The following is a 20949-nucleotide window of genomic DNA, read 5'->3' as shown; positions in this document are numbered from 1 at the left end:
TGCACCATGTTCAAGCCCGGCGCCTCGCTGACCTTCACCAATGCCAGTACTGTCCTGCGCGACGGCCTCTCGGCCATCGCCGCCGGGCAGGGCCGCATCGATGTGAGCGAGGTGTCCGTGGTCGATTCCTCGGCCGTGGCCACACTGCTGGCCTGGCGGCGCGCGGCTGCCGAGCGTGGCGCAGCGCTGGAATTTGGCACCCTCCCGGCCAATCTGCAGAGCCTGGCCGACCTCTACGGTGTTTCCGCCCTGCTGCAAGGCACGGCGGCGCCTACCTCCGCGACCGATCGACATCACTGACCGGTCAGTCCTTCCGGCCGGTGCGGATGACCCGCGGCGGCCCGGAAAATCGAATTCCCCTATAATCGAATGTTTTGCAGGCGCGCTTGCGGCCTCGTGCACCGGATTTTCCTCCCTTGAACGTGGCTTCACCTGAGCCCGGCAAAACCTGAATACCAGCGATCTGCGGCCTGACCGCGATGGCATAACGACAACATGGCTGCGTCACCGCCGTACCTCCCCTACAGGACGGCAGGCGGCACGGGGCCAGGGCGAGGCGGGTGAGGGATTCCTGGTGGATTCCCGCTCCCTCATTTCTTTCTGGCAAATAACGTATCGAATGGGCGAGGCAATGGCCGCTCTCCAAATCACAGACATCAAGAAGCGTTACCAGTCGCTGCAGGCGCTGGGCGGCGTTTCGCTGGCAATCGAGGAAGGTGAGTTCTTCGGCTTGCTCGGGCCCAACGGCGCCGGCAAGACCACGCTGATCTCCATCATCGCCGGCCTGAACCGGGCTGATTCCGGTTCGGTCACCATTCACGGTCACGACGTCGTCAGCGACTATCGCGCGGCCCGCATGAAGCTGGGCGTGGTGCCGCAGGAACTGGTGTTCGATCCCTTCTTCACGGTGCGCGAGACGCTGCGCATGCAGTCCGGTTACTTCGGCCTGCGCAACAACGACAAGTGGATCGACGAGGTCATGGAAAACCTGGACCTCACCAACAAGGCCGATACCAATATGCGCGCCCTGTCGGGCGGCATGAAGCGCCGCGTGCTGGTGGCCCAGGCGCTGGTGCACAAGCCGCCGGTGATCGTGCTGGATGAACCCACGGCCGGCGTGGACGTGGAACTGCGCCAGACCCTGTGGCATTTCATCGGTCGCCTTAACCGCGAAGGCCATACCATTGTGCTGACCACGCACTACCTGGAAGAGGCGCAGGCGCTGTGCAATCGCATCGCCATGCTCAAGTTCGGGCAGGTGGTGGCGCTGGATTCGACCGAGGGCCTGATCCGCCGCATCTCGGGCTCGCAGATGGTGCTCAAGCTCAAGCGTAGCGCGCTGCCGGACGGCCTCAAGGCGCTGGTGACGCATCCGGAAGAACTGCTCGCCGGCAACACTGCCAACAAGTACACGCTGCGCGTGAATGACTACAAGGAAGTCGAACCCATCCTGGCCACGCTGCGCGCCGCCGGCGCCGAGATCGACGATCTGCAGTTGCAACAGGCCGACCTGGAAGACGTCTTCATCCAGATCATGGGAGATGAAAAATGATCGGTTTCCGTACCCTTTTCTACAAGGAAATCCTGCGTTTCTGGAAGGTTGCCACCCAGACCATCACGGCCCCGGTGGTGACGGCGCTGCTCTATCTGCTGATCTTCGGCCATGTGCTGCAGGACCGCGTGCAGGTCTATCCGGGCGTGAACTACACCGGTTTCCTGGTGCCCGGCCTGGTGATGATGAGCGTATTGCAGAATGCCTTTGCCAACAGTTCGTCCTCGCTGATCCAGTCCAAGATCACCGGTAACCTGGTGTTCGTGTTGCTCACGCCACTGTCGCACTGGGAAATGTTCGGTGGCTATGTGCTGGCGGCCGTGGTGCGTGGCCTGATGGTGGGCGCCGGCGTGTTCGTGGTGACGGTCTGGTTCGGCCATCTGGACTTCGTGGCGCCGCTGTGGATCCTGGTGTTTGCGCTGCTGGGCGCGGGCATCCTGGGGACCATGGGCCTGATAGCCGGCATCTGGGCCGAGAAGTTCGACCAGCTGGCGGCGTTCCAGAATTTCCTGATCGTGCCGCTGACCTTCCTGGCCGGCGTGTTCTATTCGATACACTCGCTGCCCCCGTTCTGGCAGGCGGTATCGCATTTCAACCCGTTTTTTTATATGATCGATGGCTTTCGCTACGGCTTCTTCGGTCAGTCCGACATTCCCCCCATGACCAGCCTCGGTATCGTCGCCGTGTTCTTCGTGGTGCTGTCCACGCTGGCCGTGCGCATGCTCAAGAGCGGTTACAAGCTGCGCGCCGGTTCGCATTGAGCCCGCCGGCATTCCCCCTATTCCTGTGAAGAGCCTCACCATGCTACCCACCCCCGAACTCGTCAAAAGCTATATCGCCGCCGGCCTGGAGTGCCAGCACCTCGAAGTGGAGGGCGACGGCCAGCACTTCACCGCCGTCATCGTCGCCGATGCCTTTACCGGCAAGCGCCTGATCCAGCGTCACCAGCTGGTCTACGCCGCCCTGGGTGACCGCATGCGCGAAGAAATCCACGCGCTGTCGATGAAGACGCTGACCCCCGAAGAATTCCAGAAATAAGGCAATACGATGGACAAGCTCCTGATCCGTGGCGGCAAGCGCCTCTCCGGCGATGTCACCATTTCCGGCGCCAAGAATGCCGCCCTGCCCATCCTGTGCGCGGGTCTGCTGACGGCCGATGATCTGCACCTGACCAATGTGCCGCACCTGCAGGACGTGGTCACGATTACCCAGCTGATGAAGCAGATGGGCCTGCGTGTGCGCGAGAACGGCGAGGAGATGGTGCTCAACGGCAACGACATCACCCGCCCCGAAGCGCCCTATGAACTGGTCAAGACCATGCGCGCCTCGATCCTGGTGCTGGGTCCGCTGCTGGCCCGCTTCGGCCAGGCCAAGGTCTCGCTGCCGGGTGGCTGCGCCATCGGCTCGCGGCCGGTGGATCAGCACATCAAGGGCCTGCAGGCCATGGGTGCGGAGATCCATATCGAGGGCGGCTACATCCACGCCAAGGCCAAGCGCCTCAAGGGTGCGCGCATCGTGACCGACATGATCACCGTCACCGGTACCGAAAACCTGCTGATGGCGGCAGTCCTGGCCGATGGCGAGACGGTGCTGGAAAACGCCGCGCGCGAACCTGAAGTGGGCGATCTGGCCCAGCTGCTGGTGAAGATGGGCGCCAAAATCGAAGGCATCGGTACCGACCGCCTGGTGATCCAGGGCGTGGACAAGCTGCACGGCGCCTCGCACCAGGTGATCGCCGACCGCATCGAAACCGGTACCTTCCTGTGTGCCGTGGCTGCCACTGGCGGGGACGTGACCCTGCAGCGCACCCGCGCCGGGCTGCTGGACGCTGCGCTGGACAAGCTGCGCGACGCCGGTGCCATCCTCACCTCGGGCGAGGACTGGATTCGTATCCAGATGGCACGTCGGCCCAAGGCAGTGAGTTTCCGCACCACCGAATACCCCGGTTTCCCGACCGACATGCAGGCGCAGTTCATGGCGCTGAACTGCATCGCCGAAGGCACCAGCCACGTCACGGAGACCATCTTCGAGAACCGTTTCATGCACGTGCAGGAATTGAACCGCCTGGGCGCGGCCATCGATGTGGAGGGCAACACCGCCATCGTCACCGGCGTGGAAAAATTCATCGGCGCGCCGGTGATGGCTACCGACCTGCGTGCCTCGGCCTCGCTGGTCATTGCCGGCCTGGCTGCACAGGGCGAGACGGTGGTGGAGCGCATCTACCACCTCGACCGTGGTTACGACCGCATGGAAGCCAAACTGTCGGCCATCGGGGCGGACATCCAGCGCATCAAATAAGTTTTCGGATTGAAAAGTACAACATCATGACCCAACAACTGACGCTGGCGCTCTCCAAGGGCCGCATCTTCGAAGAGACCCTGCCGCTGCTCAAGGCGGCCGGCATCACCGTGTCCGAGGACCCGGAGTCGTCGCGCAAGCTGATCCTGCCGACCAATGATCCTGACGTGCGGGTGATCATCGTGCGCGCTTCCGACGTGCCGACCTATGTGCAATACGGCGCGGCCGACTTCGGCGTGGCCGGCAAGGACGTGCTGCTGGAACACGGCGGCGAAGGCCTGTACCAGCCGATCGACCTGAACATCGCCAAGTGCCGCCTGTCGGTGGCGGTGCAGGAAGGTTTCGACTATGCCAGCGCGGTGCGCCAGGGTGCGCGCCTGCGGGTGGTGACCAAGTATGTCAAGACCGCACGCGAGCACTTCGCCGCCAAGGGCGTGCATGTGGACCTGATCAAGCTGTATGGCTCGATGGAACTGGGTCCGCTGGTGGGTCTGTCGGATGCCATCGTCGATCTGGTCAGCACCGGTGGCACGCTGCGTGCCAACAAGCTGGTGGAGGTCGAGCACATCATCGATATCTCCTCGCGCCTGGTGGTCAACCAGGCCGCGCTGAAGTTGAAGCGCGAGCGCTTGCAGCCCATCCTCGACGCCTTCGAGAAGGCGTCCAAGGCCAAGTAATACCCGTCATTCCAACGACCCCAGATTTCCTCGCAGAGCAGGTGAGACCATGAGCATTGCCATCCGAAAACTCGATTCCGCCGACGCCGGCTTCCGTGACAAGCTGTCGGCCGTGCTGGCCTTCGAAGCCAGCGAGGACGAGGCCATCGATCGCGCCGCGGCCGGCATCCTGGCCGACGTGAAGGCGCGTGGCGATGTCGCCGTGCTGGAATACACGCAGCGTTTCGACCGCGTGCAGGCCGCGTCCGTGGCCGCCCTGGAAATCGGCAAGCAAGCGCTGCAGACGGCACTGGCTGGCCTGCCCGAGGCGCGCCGCCATGCGCTGCAGACCGCCGCCGATCGCGTGCGTGCCTATCATGAGCGCCAGAAGAAGGAATGCGGTTCCGACGGCTTTCTCTACCGCGAAGCCGATGGCACCGAGCTGGGCCAGAAGGTCACGCCGCTGGACCGTGTGGGCATCTACGTGCCGGGCGGCAAGGCGGCCTATCCCTCGTCGGTGTTGATGAATGCGATTCCCGCCAAGGTGGCGGGTGTGCAGGAAGTGATCATGGTCGTGCCCACGCCGGATGGCGTGAAGAATGAGCTGGTACTGGCCGCCGCGGCCATTGCGGGCGTGGATCGCGTCTTCACCATCGGCGGCGCGCAAGCGGTCGGTGCGCTGGCCTACGGTACGGCGACCATTCCCCAGGTGGACAAGATCGTCGGCCCCGGCAATGCCTATGTGGCCGCTGCCAAGCGTCGGGTGTTCGGCGTGGTGGGCATCGACATGATCGCCGGTCCCTCGGAAATCCTGGTCATCTGCGACGGTGCCACCGATCCCGACTGGATCGCCATGGACCTGTTCTCGCAGGCCGAACACGATGAACTGGCGCAGTCGATCCTGCTCTGTCCGGATGCCGACTACATCGCCAAGGTCGAGGCCTCGATCAACCGCCTGCTGGACGAGATGCCGCGCAAGGAAGTGATCCGTACCTCGCTGACCGACCGTGGCGCCCTGGTCAAGGTGCGCGACATGGAAGAGGCCTGCGAGATCGCCAACATGATCGCCGCCGAGCACCTGGAGATTTCGGCACAGGAGCCGCAGCAGTGGGCCGACCTGATCCGTCATGCGGGTGCCATGTTCCTGGGACGTTTCTCGTCCGAGTCGCTGGGCGACTACTGCGCCGGACCCAACCACGTGCTGCCGACCTCGCGGACCGCGCGTTTCTCCTCGCCGCTGGGGGTGTATGACTTCCAGAAGCGTTCCAGCGTGATCCGCGTGTCGGAAGAGGGCGCGCAGACGCTGGGCAGGATCGCCGCTGAACTGGCCTATGGCGAAGGCCTGCAGGCGCACGCCCGCTCGGCTGAATTGCGGCTGAAGAAGTGACCCCATGACGGCGGCCATCGACTCCTGTGCAGGCGACGGCTGGCTGGACCGCGTGCATTGCGAGGATGCGCTGGACGCCGTGGGTGGACTGGCGCGCATCCCCGATGGCAGCATCGATCTGCTCATCGCCGATCCGCCTTATGGCTTGGGCAAGGACTACGGCAACGACTCCGACAAGCTCGATACGGCGGCCTACCTGGCCTGGACCGAGCAGTGGGTGGATGCCGCACTGCCCAAGCTGAAGGCCAACGGCAGTCTCTACATCTTCCTCACCTGGCGTAATTCGCCGGAGATTTTCGTCATGTTGAAGCAGCGCATGATGATGATCAACGAGATCATCTGGGACCGCCGCGTGCCTTCCATGGGCGGCAGTACCCGGCGCTATTCGTCGGTGCATGACACCATCGGTTTCTTCGCCCGGGCCAAGGATTATTTCTTCGACCTCGATGCGATCCGCATCCCCTACGATGCCCAGACCAAGAAGGCGCGTTCACGCTCCATCTTCGTCGGCGCCAAGTGGCTGGAGATGGGCTACAACCCCAAGGATGTGTGGAGCGTGTCGCGCCTGCATCGCGAGCACCGCGAGCGCGCCGACCATCCCACGCAAAAGCCGCTGGAAGTGGTGGAGCGCATGGTCAAGGCGTCCTGTCCGCCGGGCGGGGTGGTGCTCGATCCCTTCATGGGCAGCGGTACCACGGCGGTGGCGGCGCGACGCTGCGGGCGCCATTTCACCGGTTTCGAACTCAATCCCGATTATTGCGAACTGATCCGCCAGCGCCTGGATGCGCTGGCCCCTGCGAGCCAAGATGATGAATCCCTCCAAGCCTGATAGCGCCGAAGCCGTGGTGGCCAATGTGATTCGCCCCGTGGTGCGGGGCTGGCAGTCCTATCACGTGCCCTCGGCCGAAGGCATGGTCAAGCTCGATGCGATGGAAAACCCCTACGTGCTGCCGGCCGCATTGCGCGAGGAACTGGCGCAGCGACTGGCCGCGCTGGAGCTGAACCGTTATCCGGTGCCGTCCTATACGCGCCTGAAGGCCGCCATCTGCGATCGCCTGGGCGTGCCGGCGGGTTACGACGTGCTGCTGGGCAATGGATCGGATGAGCTGATCACCATGCTGTCGGTGGCCTGTGCCATTCCCGGTCGGACCATCGTGGCGCCGGAACCGGGTTTCGTCATGTATGGCGTCTCGGCCAGGATGGCCGGGCTGGATTACGTGGGCGTGCCGCTGCGCGCGGATCTGACGCTGGATCTGCCGGCCATGCTGGCCGCCATCGCGGAACACAAGCCGGTGGTGACCTGGCTCGGTTATCCGAACAATCCGACCGGCACGCTCTATGAGATGGCCGACGTGTTGCGCATCGTCGAGGCCGCCGCCCCCTACGGACTGGTGGTGGTGGATGAGGCCTACCAGCCGTTTGCCGCCTCCACGCTGATGCCGGCATTGCCCCAGCACAACAACCTGATCGTCATGCGCACCGTTTCCAAGCTGGGCCTGGCGGGGGTGCGCCTGGGCTACCTGGCGGCCGCGCCGGCGCTGTTGCGGGAATTGGACAAGGTCCGCCCGCCCTACAACGTCAACCTCCTTACCGAGGCGGCGGCGCTGTTCGTGCTGGATCACCTGCAGGTGCTGGAAGGGCAGGCGGCGCGCCTGCGCCAGGCGCGGGGTGCGTTGGCGGCCGAACTGGCGGCGCTGGACGGGGTGCAGGTGTTCCCGTCGGCGGCCAATTTCATCTTGATCCGCGTCCCGGATGCCGATAAAGTCTTCGCCGCTTTACTGGCGCGCAAGGTACTTGTGAAAAATGCCGGTAGAATGCATGTACTGCTGCAAAACTGTTTGCGCATTACCGTCAGCTCGGAAGAGGAAAACAGTCTCTTCCTGACGGCCCTGAAAGCGGCACTGCGCGACCTGTAGAGGACGGCGGCGCCAAGGCAATCCCCCAGGCATCACCCAACGATAGAACCCCGTCTAACCCTGACCATGTCTACACCGAGAACCGCGGAAGTCGTCCGCAACACCAACGAGACGCAGATCCGCGTTGCGATCAACCTGGATGGGACCGGCCAGCAGAAGCTGGATACCGGCGTTCCCTTCCTGGACCACATGCTGGACCAGATCGCCCGCCATGGCCTGATCGACCTGGATATCCACGCCAAGGGCGACCTGCACATCGACGCGCACCATACGGTGGAAGACGTGGGCATCACTCTGGGCATGGCCTTCGCCAAGGCCATCGGCGACAAGAAGGGCATCCGCCGCTACGGCCACGCCTATGTGCCGCTGGATGAAGCCCTGTCGCGGGTGGTCATCGATTTTTCCGGCCGTCCCGGCCTGGAATACCATATTCCCTTTACCCGTTCGATGATCGGCTCCTTCGATGTGGACCTGACCAGCGAGTTCTTCCACGGTTTCGTCAACCATGCGCAGGTGACCCTGCACGTGGACAACCTGCGTGGCTTCAATGCCCACCACCAGGCCGAGACCGTGTTCAAGGCCTTCGGTCGCGCATTGCGCATGGCCGTCGAACTCGATCCGCGGGCTGCTGGTACGATTCCGTCGACCAAGGGCAGCCTGTAAGCTGTCGTCCGCTGGGTATCGCTAAATCATCTGGGTCTACCGGTGCGTGAGCATCGATCATTTTCGCCATGAATAAAATTGTTGTAGTCGATTACGGCATGGGCAACCTGCGCTCGGTGGCGCAGGCGCTGCGCCATGTCGCGCCTGAAGCCGATGTGCGTATCTCCGGCGAGGTCGCCGATATCCGTGCCGCCGACCGCGTGGTCCTGCCTGGCCAGGGTGCCATGCCCGATTGCATGCGCAGCCTGCGTGAATCCGGTGTCCAGGACGCCGTCATCGAGGCTTCCCGCACCAAGCCGCTGTTCGGCGTGTGCGTGGGAGAGCAGATGTTGTTCGACTGGAGTGAAGAAGGCGACACCCCCGGCCTGGGGCTCTTGCCCGGCAAGGTGGTACGTTTCGAGCTGGAAGGCGTGCGCCAGGACGATGGATCGCTGTTCAAGGTCCCGCAGATGGGCTGGAACCATGTCCACCAGACCAGCGCCCACCCGCTGTGGGAAGGCATTGCCGACAACGCCTTCTTCTATTTCGTCCACAGCTACTACGCCGTACCGGCCGAGACCGCCCATGTGGTCGGCCAGACGCCGTACGGCCGCGAGTTCGCCTGTGCCGTGGCCCGCGATAATATCTTTGCAACCCAGTTCCACCCGGAAAAAAGTGCCGCGGCGGGTTTGCAGCTGTATCGGAATTTCGTACACTGGAAACCTTGATTTTTGTCTTTCAGGCAAGAACCTCGTAGCTGATCGTCGACAACCCTTCTCTTTTACTGACTAGTCATCCCCTAGCCATGCTGCTCATACCCGCCATCGACCTGAAAGACGGTCATTGCGTACGCCTCAAACAAGGTGATATGGAACAAGCCACCGTTTTCTCCGAAGATCCGGCGGAAATGGCCCTGCACTGGCTCAGGCAGGGCGCGCGTCGCCTGCACCTGGTCGACCTGAATGGCGCCTTTGCCGGCAAGCCCAAGAACGAGGCGGCGGTCAAGGCCATCCTCAAGGCGGTCGCCAGCTTCGCCGAGGAAAACGACGTCGAGGAAATCCCGGTGCAACTGGGTGGCGGTATCCGCGACCTCGATACCATCGAGCGCTATCTGGACGATGGCCTGTCCTACATCATCATCGGCACCGCCGCGGTGAAGAACCCCGGCTTCCTGCATGACGCCTGCAGCGCCTTCCCGGGCCAGATCATCGTCGGCCTGGACGCCAAGGACGGCAAGGTCGCCACCGACGGCTGGAGCAAACTGTCCGGCCACGAAGTGGTAGACCTGGCGCAGAAGTTCGAAGGCTATGGCTGCGAAGCCATCGTCTACACCGACATCGGCCGCGACGGCATGATGGGCGGCGTCAACATCGAAGCCACTGTGCGCCTGGCGCAGGCGGTGACCATCCCCATCATCGCTTCGGGCGGCGTGCACCATGTGGGCGACGTCGAAGCCCTGTGCCGCGTCGAGGATGAAGGCATCGAAGCCGTCATCTGTGGTCGTTCCATCTACGAAGGTACGCTGGATCTGCGCAGCGGCCAGGATCGCGCCGATGAACTGACGCGCGAACTGGAAGCCAACCGCCTGTCCGGCAGCAAATAACATGGCCCTTGCTAAACGCATCATCCCTTGCCTGGACGTGACCGCTGGTCGCGTGGTCAAGGGCGTCAACTTCCTGGAACTGCGCGATGCCGGCGATCCGGTCGAAATCGCCCGTCGTTATGACGACCAGGGTGCCGACGAACTGACTTTCCTCGACATCACCGCTTCTTCCGATGGCCGCGACCTGATTCTGGACATCATCGAAGCCGTGGCCTCGCAGGTCTTCATCCCCCTGACGGTTGGGGGCGGCGTGCGCGCCGTCGAAGACGTGCGCCGCCTGCTCAATGCCGGCGCCGACAAGGTCGGCATCAACACCTCGGCCGTGACCAATCCGCAACTGGTGGCCGATGCCGCCAGCAAGTACGGTTCGCAGTGCATCGTGGTGGCCATCGACGCCAAGCGCGCCGGTGACGGCAAGTGGGAGGTCTACACCCACGGCGGTCGCAAGGCGACCGGCCTGGATGCGGTCGAATGGGCGCGCAAGATGGCGCAACTGGGCGCGGGCGAAATCCTGCTGACCAGCATGGATCGCGACGGTACCAAGAGCGGCTTCGACCTGGACCTGACCCGCGCCGTCTCGGAAGCGGTCAGCATCCCCGTGATCGCCTCCGGCGGCGTGGGTGGCCTGCAGGACCTGGCCGATGGCATCACCAAGGGCAAGGCCGACGCGGTCCTGGCCGCCAGTATTTTCCACTATGGCCAGCACACCGTGCAGGAAGCCAAGCGCTTCATGGCCGATCAGAACATTTCCATGAGGCTGGCATGAGTATCAGCGCCAAATGGCTCAACAAGGTCAAATGGGACGAAGTCGGCCTGGTGCCGGTGATCGCCCAGGAAGTCGGCAGCAATGACGTACTGATGTTCGCCTGGATGAATCGCGAGGCGCTGGCGCGCACCGTCGAGATCGGCCAGGCGGTCTACTGGAGCCGCTCGCGCAAGAAGCTGTGGCACAAGGGTGAGGAATCCGGTCACTTCCAGAAGGTGCACGAGATTCGCCTGGATTGCGACGAAGACGTGGTGCTGCTCAAGGTCGAGCAGGTCGCTGGCATCGCCTGTCACACCGGTCGTCATTCCTGCTTTTTCCAGAAGTTCGAAGGCAGTGCCGACAGCGGCGAATGGGTCACGGTCGAGCCCGTCCTCAAGGACCTGGCTCCTGGCGCCGGTGGCGGTCCTGCTGCCACGGCCGCAGAGCCGGCCCCGGCCAAGCCCAAGCGCGTGCGCAAGAGCATTCCCAAGCCAGTCGACAGCGACAAGACCCCATCATGAGTGAAACCCTGAAGCGACTGGCCGAAGTCATCGAGTCGCGCAAGCTGGCCAATGGCGGCAATCCAGAGAAATCCTACGTCGCCAAGCTGTTCGCCAAGGGCGACGACGCCATCCTCAAGAAGATCGGCGAGGAGGCCACCGAAACCGTGATGGCGGCCAAGGATGCCCGTGTCTCCGGCGACAAGTCCAAGGTGCTCTACGAATGTGCGGACCTGTGGTTCCATTCCATGGTGTTGCTGGCCCAGTTCGACCTGCAGCCCCAGGATGTGCTCAATGAACTGGCGCGGCGCGAAGGCCTCTCCGGCCTGGAAGAAAAGGCAGCTCGCAAGGATTGACTTCCCCTCATACCGTGTTTCCCAGGAGTACGGCGTTGGATAATTGCATTTTCTGTAAGATCGCGGCAGGCCAGATTCCCTCGAAGAAGATCTACGAGGACGAGGACCTGATCGCCTTTCACGACATCAACCCGGCGGCGCCGGTGCATTTCCTGATCATCCCGCGCCAGCATGTGGCCACGCTGGCCGATTGCGGCGCGCAGCATGTCGAACTGCTGGGCAAGATGCTGGCCCTGGCGCCGCGCCTGGCGGCAGAGCAGGGCTGCGGCTACGGGCTGGATGCCGAGGGCCAGCCCACCGGTGGTTTCAAGACCCTGATCAACACCGGACCGGATGGTGGCCAGGAGGTGTACCATCTGCACATGCACGTCATCGGCGGCCCCCATCCGTGGCGGGTACGGTTCGTGCAACAATGAGGATTCGCCGGCCCGGGGGCCGGCAGGTTTGTTCGTACACAGGGCAGGGATGTCCGCTTAGGAGAAGAGAATGGGTTCGTTCAGTATTTGGCATTGGCTGATTGTTCTGGTGATCGTGATGCTGGTCTTCGGCACCAAGAAGCTCAGCAACATGGGTTCCGACCTGGGCAAGGCAGTCAAGGGCTTCAAGGATGGCGTCAAGGGCGGCGAAGGCGAAGAAGAGGCCAAGAAGGAAGCCGCCATCGACGTGCAGGCCAAGGAAAAAGACAAGTCCGGCAGCTGATCTGCTGGCGTCCGCCCGGCCTGGTTGGCGGGTGCTTCGGGGTGCCTGTGCTCCTGCGGTGCAGGCAACCCGGTCTTCGAGGCGCTACAGGCGCCATCGCTGTCCTCTTAATGTCCACACAGACTCATGATTGATATCGGCCTTACCAAGCTGGCCTTGATCGGCGTGGTCGCGCTGGTCGTGATCGGCCCCGAGCGTCTGCCCAAGGTGGCGCGCATGGCCGGCACCCTGTTCGGGCGCGCCCAGCGTTACATCAACGACGTCAAGTCCGAGGTCAGCCGCGAGATGGAACTCGACGAGCTGCGCAAGATGCAGAAGGACGTGCAGGATGCGGCCAGCGACGTCAGCAACAGCATTCACAAGAGCATGTCCGACACCGAATCCTCAATCAACGCGGCCTGGAATGGCGGTGATGAGAGTTCGGATGAATACGGTGACGGCAGCAGTGGCAGCAGCTGGAAGCGCAATCCCGACCCGTCGCTGCTGGCGATCAAGGCCAAGGCCTTCCGTCGCAAGAAGCTCTCGCGCACCACCGGGGTCCCGGCCTGGTACAAGCACCAGAGCGGCCACAGGACCCGCGTGATCTCTGCCTCCGCCCGCGTGGCCAAGTACCGCCGCCCGGTAGGCGTGGGCAAGTCGGCCGGTTTCTTCTAATTTGGCGCAGCGCGTCTCACTTCATCAGAATGCTCCGAATCCATGGCTGAAGAAAACACCCAGGCCGAAGATACCTTCATCTCGCACCTGATCGAACTGCGCAGTCGCATCGTCAAGGCGGCTGCGGTGGTGTTGGTGGTGTTCCTGTGCATGATGCCGTTCGCGGCCCATATCTTCGACGTGCTGGCTGCACCGATGATCCATGCGCTGCCCGCTGGCAGCAAGATGATCGCCACCGGCGTCATCACCCCTTTCCTGATCCCCATCAAGGTCACCATGCTGGTGGCCGTGCTGATTTCGCTGCCGTGGGTGCTTTACCAGTTGTGGGCCTTTGTCGCTCCCGGCCTGTATGCGCATGAAAAGCGCCTGATCGCGCCGCTGGTGATTTCGTCTTCGCTGCTGTTCGTGACCGGTGTTGCGTTCTGCTATTTCTTCGTGTTCGGCGTGGTCTTCCCGTTCATCAACAACTTCGCACCCAAGTCGGTCTCGGTAGCGCCCGATATCGACAGCTACGTCGACTTCGTGCTGACCATGTTCGTGGCCTTCGGTGTCACCTTCGAGGTGCCGGTGATCGTGATCGTGCTGGTGCGCATGGGGCTGGTGCCGCTGGCCAAGCTGAAGCAGATTCGCCCTTACGTCATCGTCGGCGCTTTCATCGTGGCCGCCGTGGTCACCCCACCCGATGTGATGAGCCAGTTGATGCTGGCCGTGCCGCTGGTGTTGCTCTATGAAGTCGGCCTGCTGGTCGCGCCCATCTTCGAGCGTGCCACGCGTGCGCCGGATGCCGAGCCCAGCAGTACCGCCTCCCCGGAGTAGGCCGGCGCGCAGACGCTGATGACAACCCAAAGACAAAGCCCGCTGATGAAGCGGGCTTTGTCTTTGGTACATGCGGTGAGGCGTTGGATTACTCCTCTGTGCTCACCAGCGGGATATCTCGCAGCCACTGCACCAGCGGATAGGCATTCTTGAAACCCTCCAGCACGTGCTTGCCCAGGTCGGCCGGGATCTTCTTGCGGATATCTTCTTCGGACCAGACGATGAAGCTCTTCAGCTTCACATATTCGATATTGGGACCGGCCGGATCGAAGCCCTTGGGTGGACGTTGCAGCTTCCCTTCCTCCTGCAGGTCACCATAGGCGGTCGTCAGCTTCTTGTTCTTGCGCATCTTCGTAAAGCCGGCCGCATCTTCCACGACGCGGTTGCGGATGGCGCGCAGGCGCGGTGTCGGCGGCATGTACTCGCCCCCGGCGATGAGCAACTGGCCGGCTTCGTTGATGTGGAAGTAGTAGGCCGGGCCGCCGCCCTGGCTGGGCTTCTTCAGTCCGCTGGCCGTGATGGCCGCCGAAAAATGTGTCTTGTAGGGACGCTTGTCGTGCGAGAAGCGCATGTCACGATTGATACGGAACAGCGCTTTCTTCGGATTGCAACCGGCGATGGCCGGATCGAACTTGCTGATCTCGGCGATCAGCTTGATGGTCAGCGCCAGGAATTCCTCACGCAGGATGTCGTAACGCGGCTTGTTCATCACGAACCAGGCGCGGTTGTTGTTCTCGGACAGTTCACCCAGGAACTGGATCAGGTCACGCACATGCATGGATGGCTTCTCCTCGCTTATTCTTCGTCGCTGTCATCGCTCTTGGGCGGCGGCGGCCGCTTGCCCACGGTGATGTTCAGCTTGGTTTCCTGCGACTTGCGCAGTACCGTCATGGCGATTTCCTGGCCCGGCGTCAGCTGGGCGATGACGTTGAGCATTTCGGTGGTATCGGCCACGACCTTGCCGTCGATGCTCACCAGGATGTCGCCCGGACGCATGCCGGCGCGATCAGCAGGGCCGCCCTTGAGTACGCCGGCGATGATGGCGCCGGTCTTCTTGCCCAGTCCGAAGCTCTCGGCCAGTTCCGGTGTGATGTCCTGCGGCTCCACGCCGATCCAGCCGCGCACCACCTGGCCATGGCTGATGATGGCTTCCATCACCGTCTTGGCGGTCGACATCGGGATGGCGAAGCCGATACCCAGATTGCCGCCGGTGCGCGAGTAGATCGCCGTATTGATGCCCAGCAGGTTGCCATTGGTATCGACCAGTGCACCGCCGGAGTTGCCGGGGTTGATGGCGGCATCGGTCTGGATGAAGTTCTCGAAGGTATTGATGCCCAGGTGGTTGCGGCCCAGCGCCGAGACGATGCCCATGGTGACCGTCTGCCCCACGCCGAAGGGATTGCCGATGGCCAGTACCACATCGCCCACCGAGCTGTTTTCCGGATGGCCCAGGGTGATGGCCGGCAGGTTGGGCAGGTCGATCTTGATGACCGCCAGGTCGGTCTCGGGATCGATACCGACCACTTTGGCGCTGGCCTTGCGACCGTCGGCCAGGGCCACTTCGATCTTGTCCGCCGCTTCCACCACGTGGTTGTTGGTGAGGATGTAGCCCTGCGGGCTCACGATCACGCCAGAACCGAGGCTGGACTGCTTGTCGTCCTGCTGCTGCTCATCGAACTGGTCGCCGAAGAACTTGCGGAAGAACGGATCATTCTGGAACGGACTCTTCTGAGGGCGTGCCTCGGTGGTGGTGAAGATGTTCACCACCGATGGCATGGCCTGGCGCGCGGCGTTGCGATAGGAGTCGAGGGCCGGTGCATTGGGCGTGGCTTCCTGCATCTGGACCGTGGACTGGGCGGGCCTTGCACGCGAACTGAAGGAACCGGACAGCCAGTCCGGCTTCAAGGTCGCTACAATGAACCACACGGCCAGACCTACTGTCACGGTCTGTGCAAACAACAGCCATAAACGTCGCATAAAGAATTCTTGGTATTGATTCGAAATCGGATGAGGAAGAGATGACCCGCCACATTAACAGAGATGAGTTCTCGGCATATCTGGGACAGACGCTTAACGCGGCGCAATACCGCGATTATTGCCCAAACGGCTTACAGGTGGAAGGGCGCACCACGATTGCCCGCGTGGTCAGTGGCGTCACCGCCAGCCTGGCCTTGATCGAAGCAGCCAGGGACTGGCAGGCTGATGCCATCCTGGTCCATCATGGCTATTTCTGGCGCGGTGAAGATATGCGCGTGATCGGTCAGAAACAGCGCCGCCTCAAGCTCTTGCTGGCGCATGACATCAATCTCTTCGGCTATCACCTGCCCTTGGATTCACATCCGGAGCTGGGCAACAACGCGCAACTGGCCAAGCGACTCGACTTTGAAGCCACCGGCCGCTTCGGCGAGAACGATATCGGCTGGATCGGACGTTGCCATGCGTCGTCGGTGAAGACGGCTGCCGATCTGGTGATGTTGATCGAAAAGCGCCTGGGCCGCATGCCACTGCTGATCGGTGATCCGCAGCAGCCGGTGGGCAAGGTGGCGTGGTGCACCGGCGCAGCGCAGGGCATGCTGGGAGACGCGATCGACGCCGGTGCTTCGGTCTACATCAGCGGGGAGATATCCGAACCGACCGTGCATCTGGCACGCGAGACCGGCACCCTCTACCTCGCCGCCGGCCACCATGCCACCGAGCGTTACGGCATCCAGGCTCTGGGTGAACATGTGGCGGCGCACTTCGGCATCGAGCACCGTTTCATCGACATCGACAATCCGGTGTAGGCTGCCTGCCCTGCGCGGCGGCTTGTCCCGGCGCGGCGCTTAGCCCTGCTTCTTGAGCGAATCGCGAATTTCGCGCAGCAGCAGCACATCTTCGGGTGTCGGTGCGGGGGCCGCCGGTGCGGCTTCCTCATGCTTGCTGGCCAAGTCGCGGGCCTTGTTGATGGCGCGGACCATCTGGAAGATGATGAACGCCAGGATCAGGAAGTTGATCAGGATGGTCAGGAAGTTGCCATAGGCAAAGACGGCGCCGGCCTTCTTGGCTTCGGCCAGCGGCATGCCGTAGGCCTGGCCGTTGAGGGGCAGGTAGTAGTTCGCGAAATCCAGGCCGCCGAAGATCTTGCCGACAAGGGGCATGATGATATCCTCCACCAGCGAACTGACGATCTTGCCGAAGGCTCCCCCGATGATGACACCGACGGCCAGGTCGACCACGTTTCCCTTGATCGCGAAGGCGCGAAAATCCTTGAGCATGCTCATCCCTGGTTTCTCCTTTGAAAGTTGCTGTTTAAACATGAGGCGGGCTTACAACGGGTTATATCCTGCCCGCCGTCAAAAGTAAATCGGACAAGCGCTGACGCCGCACTGCAAGAAAACCGATAAAAAGAGCAGATTGACAATGGGTTGCGCTGCGTCAAATGTCGATTTTTGCCAGCCTGTACCATACCGGCCGTTAGCTACAAAACCCTATTCAGCTTATATATAATCGAAAAGTTGCATGAGGGTCACTTAGAAGGTCCACGCTAACTTACATTTGGAGATTGGGGTCTTTATGACTGACGAGAATCAGGTCGACGCAAGTCGACGAGGTTTGCTTGTTGCGACTTGTGCGGCCGGCGGTGTAGCGGGTTTGGCCACCGCTGGAGCGTTTGTCTCCACCCTGCAACCTTCTGAACGTGCCAAGGCTGCGGGTGCACCGGTGGAAGTGGATATTTCTTCACTTGTTCCCGGTGAGATGCGCACCGTCGAGTGGCGCGGCAAGCCAGTCTGGATTCTCAAGCGTACACCCGAAATGATCGAGTCCCTCAAGAAGACCGATGGCGAGGTGGCCGATCCCAATTCCAAGCGCACCGATTTCTCCGAAACTCCCGACTACGCCCTCAACGAGTGGCGTTCCCTGCGCAAAGACATCCTGGTCGTGGTGGGTATCTGCCCGCACCTGGGTTGCTCGCCCAGTTCGCGCTTCCAGAGCGGCCCCCAGCCCTCGCTTCCGGACGACTGGCACGGCGGTTTCCTGTGCCCGTGCCACGGCTCGACCTTCGACCTGGCTGGACGCGTGTACAAGAACAAGCCGGCGCCGGACAACCTGCAGGTCCCGCGCTACATGTTTGAAGGCGAAAACAAGCTCGTCATCGGCAAGGACGAGAAAGGGGAGGCCTGATCATGGGAGCATTTCACGAAAAGAAGCTGCCGGATGACGCGCCGGTCGCAGCCAAGGCCCTGAACTGGGTCGATTCCCGCTTTCCACTGACCGCTACCTGGAAAGCCCATCTGTCCGAATACTACGCACCGAAGAATTTCAACTTCTGGTACATCTTCGGTTCGCTCGCCCTGCTGGTGCTGGTGATCCAGATCGTCACCGGCATCTTCCTGGTGATGCACTACAAGCCGGATGCCACCCTGGCCTTCGCCTCGGTCGAATACATCATGCGCGATGTACCCTGGGGCTGGCTGGTGCGCTACATGCACTCCACCGGCGCTTCCGCCTTCTTCATCGTGGTCTACCTGCACATGGTGCGGGGCCTGTTGTACGGCTCCTACCGCAAGCCGCGTGAACTGGTGTGGCTGTTCGGCGTGGGGATCTTCCTATGCCTGATGGGTGAAGCATTCTTCGGTTACTTGCTGCCCTGGGGACAGATGTCCTACTGGGGCGCGCAGGTGATCGTGAACCTGTTTGGTGCCATTCCCTTCATCGGCCCTGACCTGTCGCTGCTGATCCGCGGCGACTACGTCGTTTCCGACGCCACCCTGAACCGCTTCTTCTCCTTCCACGTGATCGCCATTCCGCTGGTGCTGATCGGGTTGGTGGTCGCCCACATCATCGCGCTGCACGAAGTGGGATCGAACAACCCGGACGGCGTGGAAATCAAGGAAAAGACCGATGCCAATGGCGTGCCGCTGGACGGCGTGCCGTTCCATCCCTACTACACGGTGCATGACATCTTCGGCGTGTCGATCTTCCTGATGGTGTTCTCGGCGGTGGTGTTCTTCGCACCTGAAATGGGCGGCTACTTCCTGGAATACAACAACTTCATCCCGGCAGACTCGCTCAAGACCCCGCCGCACATCGCCCCGGTGTGGTACTTCACGCCGTTCTACTCGATCCTGCGTGCGACCACGGCGGACTTCATGGGCTGGCTCATCGCTGGCGTGGCAGCCTACGTGGCACTGCTGGTCATCAAGTCGCGCCTGACCGCAAAACTGAAGATCGCTGCCATCGTCATCGGTCTGGTGATCATTGCCGGCATGCTGGTGTTCGACGCCAAGTTCTGGGGCGTGGTCCTGATGGGCCTGTCGGTGGTGATCCTGGGCGGCCTGCCGTGGCTGGACAAGTCACAGGTCAAGTCCATCCGCTACCGCCCAAGCTGGCATAAATATGTGTACCTGGTCTTTGGCATCGCCTTCGTCATCCTTGGCTATCTCGGCGTGCAACCTCCGACGGCCATCGGCACCACCGTCTCGCAGGTGTGCAGCTTCATCTACCTCGGCTTCTTCCTGCTGATGCCCTGGTGGAGTGCTGCCGGTACCTTCAAGACGGTTCCCGAGCGCGTCGTCTACCACCCGCACTAAGCCAGCCGCCAAAGGACAAGAACATGACATTGCTCAAGAAAGTGATTGCCGCGCTGGCCTTGCTGCCAGCGCTGGCCTGCGCCAACGAAGGGGGCTTTCCGCTGGATCACGCCCCGGACCGGACCAAGGACGTGTCGTCGTTGCAAAACGGTGCCAAGTTGTTCGTGAATTATTGTCTGAATTGCCATTCGGCCTCCGCGATGCGCTACAACCGCCTGCGTGATATCGGCCTGAGTGAGGACCAGATCAAGAACAACCTGATGTTTACCGGGGAAAAAGTCGGCGACCTGATGAAGATTTCGATGTCGCCGCAGGATGCCAAGGCCTGGTTTGGCGCCGCACCACCGGACCTGTCGGTGATTGCGCGTGCCAAGGCCTCGGAGGCGGGCAGCGGTCCGGACTGGATTTATACCTACCTGCGCAGTTATTATACGGACGACAGTCGTCCCACCGGCTGGAACAACATGCTCTTCCCCAACGTCGGGATGCCTCATGTGTTGTGGGAATTGCAAGGAATCCGCAAGGCCAAGTTCGTCGATGAGAAGGATCCCCACGACGCCAACAAGACCACCCACAAGTTTGCCGGCTTCGAGCAGGTCAAGCCCGGCAAGATGAGCACGGCGGAATATGACAACAACGTCGCCGATCTCGTTGCCTATTTGCAATGGATGGGTGAGCCGGCGCAGAATACGCGCAAGCGACTTGGGGTCTGGGTTCTGTTGTTCCTGGGCATCTTCTCGGTATTGGCGTGGCGTTTGAACGCGTCCTATTGGAAGAACATCAAGTAAAAACGTACAATCACGTATCCGCGCGGTTTTGCGGAATTGCGTACCGGGGTGAGCGTTATGCGTCTCGCCCCCCTTTTGTTTTTAGGGCTCTGAAAAAATGATGGTTCTCTACTCGGGCACGACCTGCCCATTTTCGCAACGTTGCCGTCTCGTCCTGTTCGAAAAGGGCATGGATTTCGAGATCCGCGACGTGGACCTGTTCAACAAGCCGGAAGACATTTCGGTCATGAACCCCTACGGCCAAGTGCCGATCCTGGTCGAACGTGACCTGGTGCTGTACGAATCGAACATCATCAACGAATACATCGATGAACGTTTCCCGCATCCGCAATTGATGCCGGCCGACCCGCTGATGCGCGCCCGTGCCCGCCTGATGCTGTTCAATTTCGAAAAGGAACTGTTCGTCCACGTGCACACGCTGGAAAACGAAAAGTCCAAGGCTGCCGAAAAGAACCAGGAGAAGGCGCGCAACGAGATTCGCGACCGCCTGACCCAACTGGCACCGCTGTTCCTGAAGAACAAGTACATGCTGGGTGACGAGTTCTCCATGCTGGACGTGGCACTGGCACCGCTGTTGTGGCGCCTGGATCATTACGGTATCGAGCTGTCCAAGACTGCTGCCCCGCTGATGAAGTATGCCGAGCGCATCTTCTCGCGTCCGGCCTACATCGAGGCGCTGACCCCGTCCGAGAAGGTGATGCGTCGTTAAGCCGCATTCCGGAGTATCCGCTGCGCGTCTGCCATTCATGGGCGCGCAGCGTGTTCCA

General features: G+C 61.9%; 27 protein-coding genes. 24 read left to right on the top strand and 3 right to left on the bottom strand.

The genetic code is table 11. The features are described 5' to 3' along the window. The first annotated feature begins 6 nt into the window (after nucleotides 1–6). The 19 genes from HBH1_RS15940 to tatC all read left to right on the top strand — a co-directional run bounded on the left by HBH1_RS15940 (nucleotide 7) and on the right by tatC (nucleotide 13824). Nucleotides 7–300 carry an STAS domain-containing protein gene (locus HBH1_RS15940; RefSeq protein ID WP_102663535.1) on the top strand — a complete coding sequence of 98 codons (294 nt, stop codon included), beginning with the start codon at nucleotides 7–9 and terminating at the stop codon, nucleotides 298–300. Nucleotides 301–631: 331 nt separating this feature from the next. Next, nucleotides 632–1552: an ABC transporter ATP-binding protein gene (locus HBH1_RS15935; protein ID WP_077236287.1), complete on the top strand. Its 921-nt coding sequence runs from the start codon at nucleotides 632–634 to the stop codon at nucleotides 1550–1552. Continuing rightward, entirely contained in the window at nucleotides 1549–2313 is a 765-nt protein-coding gene (locus HBH1_RS15930) for an ABC transporter permease (RefSeq protein ID WP_102663534.1), read from the top strand. The genes HBH1_RS15935 and HBH1_RS15930 overlap by 4 nt, the downstream gene beginning before the upstream one ends. Nucleotides 2314–2353: 40 nt before the next feature. Further along, nucleotides 2354–2590, top strand: a complete 237-nt coding sequence (locus HBH1_RS15925) for a BolA family protein (protein ID WP_006461568.1) — start codon at nucleotides 2354–2356, stop codon at nucleotides 2588–2590. Between the two features lie 9 nt (nucleotides 2591–2599). Continuing rightward, complete coding sequence (gene murA, locus HBH1_RS15920) at nucleotides 2600–3850, top strand: UDP-N-acetylglucosamine 1-carboxyvinyltransferase (RefSeq protein WP_102663533.1); 1251 nt, start codon at nucleotides 2600–2602, stop codon at nucleotides 3848–3850. 26 nt (nucleotides 3851–3876) lie between these two features. Beyond that, nucleotides 3877–4527: an ATP phosphoribosyltransferase gene (gene hisG, locus HBH1_RS15915; RefSeq protein WP_006461570.1), complete on the top strand. Its 651-nt coding sequence runs from the start codon at nucleotides 3877–3879 to the stop codon at nucleotides 4525–4527. A 49-nt stretch (nucleotides 4528–4576) separates the two neighbouring features. Beyond that, nucleotides 4577–5893 carry a histidinol dehydrogenase gene (hisD, locus tag HBH1_RS15910; protein ID WP_102663532.1) on the top strand — a complete coding sequence of 439 codons (1317 nt, stop codon included), beginning with the start codon at nucleotides 4577–4579 and terminating at the stop codon, nucleotides 5891–5893. A gap of 4 nt (nucleotides 5894–5897) precedes the next feature. Then, a complete protein-coding gene (locus HBH1_RS15905) occupies nucleotides 5898–6722 on the top strand; it encodes a DNA-methyltransferase (protein ID WP_006461572.1) in 825 nt (274 codons plus the stop codon). Then, entirely contained in the window at nucleotides 6703–7809 is a 1107-nt protein-coding gene (gene hisC, locus HBH1_RS15900; protein ID WP_102663531.1) for a histidinol-phosphate transaminase, read from the top strand. Before HBH1_RS15905 ends, hisC begins: the two co-directional genes overlap by 20 nt. Nucleotides 7810–7875: 66 nt before the next feature. Next, nucleotides 7876–8472 carry an imidazoleglycerol-phosphate dehydratase HisB gene (gene hisB, locus HBH1_RS15895; RefSeq protein ID WP_102663530.1) on the top strand — a complete coding sequence of 199 codons (597 nt, stop codon included), beginning with the start codon at nucleotides 7876–7878 and terminating at the stop codon, nucleotides 8470–8472. Nucleotides 8473–8540: 68 nt separating this feature from the next. Continuing rightward, the gene (gene hisH, locus HBH1_RS15890) at nucleotides 8541–9179 is read left to right on the top strand and encodes an imidazole glycerol phosphate synthase subunit HisH (RefSeq protein WP_077236049.1); all 639 of its coding nucleotides are present in this window, start codon (nucleotides 8541–8543) and stop codon (nucleotides 9177–9179) included. Nucleotides 9180–9256: 77 nt separating this feature from the next. Then, nucleotides 9257–10054 carry a 1-(5-phosphoribosyl)-5-[(5-phosphoribosylamino)methylideneamino]imidazole-4-carboxamide isomerase gene (gene hisA, locus HBH1_RS15885; protein WP_039874008.1) on the top strand — a complete coding sequence of 266 codons (798 nt, stop codon included), beginning with the start codon at nucleotides 9257–9259 and terminating at the stop codon, nucleotides 10052–10054. Nucleotide 10055: 1 nt separating this feature from the next. Continuing rightward, nucleotides 10056–10820, top strand: a complete 765-nt coding sequence (gene hisF, locus HBH1_RS15880) for an imidazole glycerol phosphate synthase subunit HisF (protein ID WP_006461577.1) — start codon at nucleotides 10056–10058, stop codon at nucleotides 10818–10820. Continuing rightward, nucleotides 10817–11320 carry a phosphoribosyl-AMP cyclohydrolase gene (hisI, locus tag HBH1_RS15875; RefSeq protein WP_102663529.1) on the top strand — a complete coding sequence of 168 codons (504 nt, stop codon included), beginning with the start codon at nucleotides 10817–10819 and terminating at the stop codon, nucleotides 11318–11320. Before hisF ends, hisI begins: the two co-directional genes overlap by 4 nt. Then, nucleotides 11317–11655, top strand: a complete 339-nt coding sequence (locus HBH1_RS15870; RefSeq protein ID WP_006461579.1) for a phosphoribosyl-ATP diphosphatase — start codon at nucleotides 11317–11319, stop codon at nucleotides 11653–11655. Before hisI ends, HBH1_RS15870 begins: the two co-directional genes overlap by 4 nt. A 35-nt stretch (nucleotides 11656–11690) precedes the next feature. Then, a complete protein-coding gene (locus HBH1_RS15865) occupies nucleotides 11691–12071 on the top strand; it encodes a histidine triad nucleotide-binding protein (protein ID WP_006461580.1) in 381 nt (126 codons plus the stop codon). Between the two features lie 70 nt (nucleotides 12072–12141). Then, on the top strand, nucleotides 12142–12354 hold the full coding sequence (gene tatA / locus HBH1_RS15860) for a Sec-independent protein translocase subunit TatA (RefSeq protein ID WP_006461581.1): 213 nt from the start codon (nucleotides 12142–12144) through the stop codon (nucleotides 12352–12354). Nucleotides 12355–12480: 126 nt separating this feature from the next. Continuing rightward, nucleotides 12481–13008 carry a Sec-independent protein translocase protein TatB gene (tatB, locus tag HBH1_RS15855; RefSeq protein WP_102663528.1) on the top strand — a complete coding sequence of 176 codons (528 nt, stop codon included), beginning with the start codon at nucleotides 12481–12483 and terminating at the stop codon, nucleotides 13006–13008. A gap of 42 nt (nucleotides 13009–13050) precedes the next feature. Further along, entirely contained in the window at nucleotides 13051–13824 is a 774-nt protein-coding gene (gene tatC, locus HBH1_RS15850; protein WP_006461583.1) for a twin-arginine translocase subunit TatC, read from the top strand. 88 nt (nucleotides 13825–13912) lie between these two features. On the opposite strand, the gene HBH1_RS15845 is transcribed toward tatC, so the two are convergent. Further along, nucleotides 13913–14602 carry a DUF2461 domain-containing protein gene (locus tag HBH1_RS15845; RefSeq protein WP_102663527.1) on the bottom strand — a complete coding sequence of 230 codons (690 nt, stop codon included), beginning with the start codon at nucleotides 14600–14602 and terminating at the stop codon, nucleotides 13913–13915. Nucleotides 14603–14619: 17 nt separating this feature from the next. Further along, entirely contained in the window at nucleotides 14620–15801 is a 1182-nt protein-coding gene (locus HBH1_RS15840) for a Do family serine endopeptidase (RefSeq protein WP_006461585.1), read from the bottom strand. 41 nt (nucleotides 15802–15842) lie between these two features. Between HBH1_RS15840 and HBH1_RS15835 the strand changes: the two genes are divergently transcribed. Then, a complete protein-coding gene (locus HBH1_RS15835) occupies nucleotides 15843–16607 on the top strand; it encodes a Nif3-like dinuclear metal center hexameric protein (RefSeq protein WP_102663526.1) in 765 nt (254 codons plus the stop codon). 39 nt (nucleotides 16608–16646) lie between these two features. Here HBH1_RS15835 and mscL read toward each other — a convergent pair whose 3' ends face one another. Continuing rightward, nucleotides 16647–17084 carry a large conductance mechanosensitive channel protein MscL gene (gene mscL, locus HBH1_RS15830; protein WP_077236045.1) on the bottom strand — a complete coding sequence of 146 codons (438 nt, stop codon included), beginning with the start codon at nucleotides 17082–17084 and terminating at the stop codon, nucleotides 16647–16649. 292 nt (nucleotides 17085–17376) lie between these two features. Between mscL and petA the strand changes: the two genes are divergently transcribed. From petA to HBH1_RS15810, 4 genes are all read left to right on the top strand, one after another. Then, a complete protein-coding gene (petA, locus tag HBH1_RS15825) occupies nucleotides 17377–17985 on the top strand; it encodes a ubiquinol-cytochrome c reductase iron-sulfur subunit (RefSeq protein ID WP_006461588.1) in 609 nt (202 codons plus the stop codon). Between the two features lie 2 nt (nucleotides 17986–17987). Then, entirely contained in the window at nucleotides 17988–19394 is a 1407-nt protein-coding gene (locus HBH1_RS15820; protein WP_102663525.1) for a cytochrome b, read from the top strand. A 23-nt stretch (nucleotides 19395–19417) separates the two neighbouring features. Beyond that, complete coding sequence (locus HBH1_RS15815) at nucleotides 19418–20182, top strand: cytochrome c1 (RefSeq protein ID WP_102663524.1); 765 nt, start codon at nucleotides 19418–19420, stop codon at nucleotides 20180–20182. A 97-nt stretch (nucleotides 20183–20279) separates the two neighbouring features. Further along, nucleotides 20280–20891: a glutathione S-transferase N-terminal domain-containing protein gene (locus HBH1_RS15810; protein WP_006461591.1), complete on the top strand. Its 612-nt coding sequence runs from the start codon at nucleotides 20280–20282 to the stop codon at nucleotides 20889–20891. Nucleotides 20892–20949: the final 58 nt, after the last annotated feature.

The sequence above is a fragment of the Herbaspirillum sp. BH-1 genome, assembly GCF_002870055.1.
Taxonomy (GTDB): domain Bacteria; phylum Pseudomonadota; class Gammaproteobacteria; order Burkholderiales; family Burkholderiaceae_D; genus Herbaspirillum; species Herbaspirillum frisingense.
The sequence above is the reverse complement of the archived record's forward strand: the minus strand, read 5'-3'. Positions and strand labels throughout refer to the sequence as shown.

Coding starts and splice junctions, on each gene's coding strand:
- HBH1_RS15940 (WP_102663535.1), top strand. CDS start 7: ATGTTCAAGCCCGGCGCCTCGCTGACCTTCACCAATGCCAGTACTGTC.
- HBH1_RS15935 (WP_077236287.1), top strand. CDS start 632: ATGGCCGCTCTCCAAATCACAGACATCAAGAAGCGTTACCAGTCGCTG.
- HBH1_RS15930 (WP_102663534.1), top strand. CDS start 1,549: ATGATCGGTTTCCGTACCCTTTTCTACAAGGAAATCCTGCGTTTCTGG.
- HBH1_RS15925 (WP_006461568.1), top strand. CDS start 2,354: ATGCTACCCACCCCCGAACTCGTCAAAAGCTATATCGCCGCCGGCCTG.
- murA (WP_102663533.1), top strand. CDS start 2,600: ATGGACAAGCTCCTGATCCGTGGCGGCAAGCGCCTCTCCGGCGATGTC.
- hisG (WP_006461570.1), top strand. CDS start 3,877: ATGACCCAACAACTGACGCTGGCGCTCTCCAAGGGCCGCATCTTCGAA.
- hisD (WP_102663532.1), top strand. CDS start 4,577: ATGAGCATTGCCATCCGAAAACTCGATTCCGCCGACGCCGGCTTCCGT.
- HBH1_RS15905 (WP_006461572.1), top strand. CDS start 5,898: ATGACGGCGGCCATCGACTCCTGTGCAGGCGACGGCTGGCTGGACCGC.
- hisC (WP_102663531.1), top strand. CDS start 6,703: ATGAATCCCTCCAAGCCTGATAGCGCCGAAGCCGTGGTGGCCAATGTG.
- hisB (WP_102663530.1), top strand. CDS start 7,876: ATGTCTACACCGAGAACCGCGGAAGTCGTCCGCAACACCAACGAGACG.
- hisH (WP_077236049.1), top strand. CDS start 8,541: ATGAATAAAATTGTTGTAGTCGATTACGGCATGGGCAACCTGCGCTCG.
- hisA (WP_039874008.1), top strand. CDS start 9,257: ATGCTGCTCATACCCGCCATCGACCTGAAAGACGGTCATTGCGTACGC.
- hisF (WP_006461577.1), top strand. CDS start 10,056: ATGGCCCTTGCTAAACGCATCATCCCTTGCCTGGACGTGACCGCTGGT.
- hisI (WP_102663529.1), top strand. CDS start 10,817: ATGAGTATCAGCGCCAAATGGCTCAACAAGGTCAAATGGGACGAAGTC.
- HBH1_RS15870 (WP_006461579.1), top strand. CDS start 11,317: ATGAGTGAAACCCTGAAGCGACTGGCCGAAGTCATCGAGTCGCGCAAG.
- tatA (WP_006461581.1), top strand. CDS start 12,142: ATGGGTTCGTTCAGTATTTGGCATTGGCTGATTGTTCTGGTGATCGTG.
- tatB (WP_102663528.1), top strand. CDS start 12,481: ATGATTGATATCGGCCTTACCAAGCTGGCCTTGATCGGCGTGGTCGCG.
- tatC (WP_006461583.1), top strand. CDS start 13,051: ATGGCTGAAGAAAACACCCAGGCCGAAGATACCTTCATCTCGCACCTG.
- HBH1_RS15845 (WP_102663527.1), bottom strand. CDS start 14,602: ATGCATGTGCGTGACCTGATCCAGTTCCTGGGTGAACTGTCCGAGAAC.
- HBH1_RS15840 (WP_006461585.1), bottom strand. CDS start 15,801: ATGCGACGTTTATGGCTGTTGTTTGCACAGACCGTGACAGTAGGTCTG.
- HBH1_RS15835 (WP_102663526.1), top strand. CDS start 15,843: ATGACCCGCCACATTAACAGAGATGAGTTCTCGGCATATCTGGGACAG.
- mscL (WP_077236045.1), bottom strand. CDS start 17,084: ATGAGCATGCTCAAGGATTTTCGCGCCTTCGCGATCAAGGGAAACGTG.
- petA (WP_006461588.1), top strand. CDS start 17,377: ATGACTGACGAGAATCAGGTCGACGCAAGTCGACGAGGTTTGCTTGTT.
- HBH1_RS15820 (WP_102663525.1), top strand. CDS start 17,988: ATGGGAGCATTTCACGAAAAGAAGCTGCCGGATGACGCGCCGGTCGCA.
- HBH1_RS15815 (WP_102663524.1), top strand. CDS start 19,418: ATGACATTGCTCAAGAAAGTGATTGCCGCGCTGGCCTTGCTGCCAGCG.
- HBH1_RS15810 (WP_006461591.1), top strand. CDS start 20,280: ATGATGGTTCTCTACTCGGGCACGACCTGCCCATTTTCGCAACGTTGC.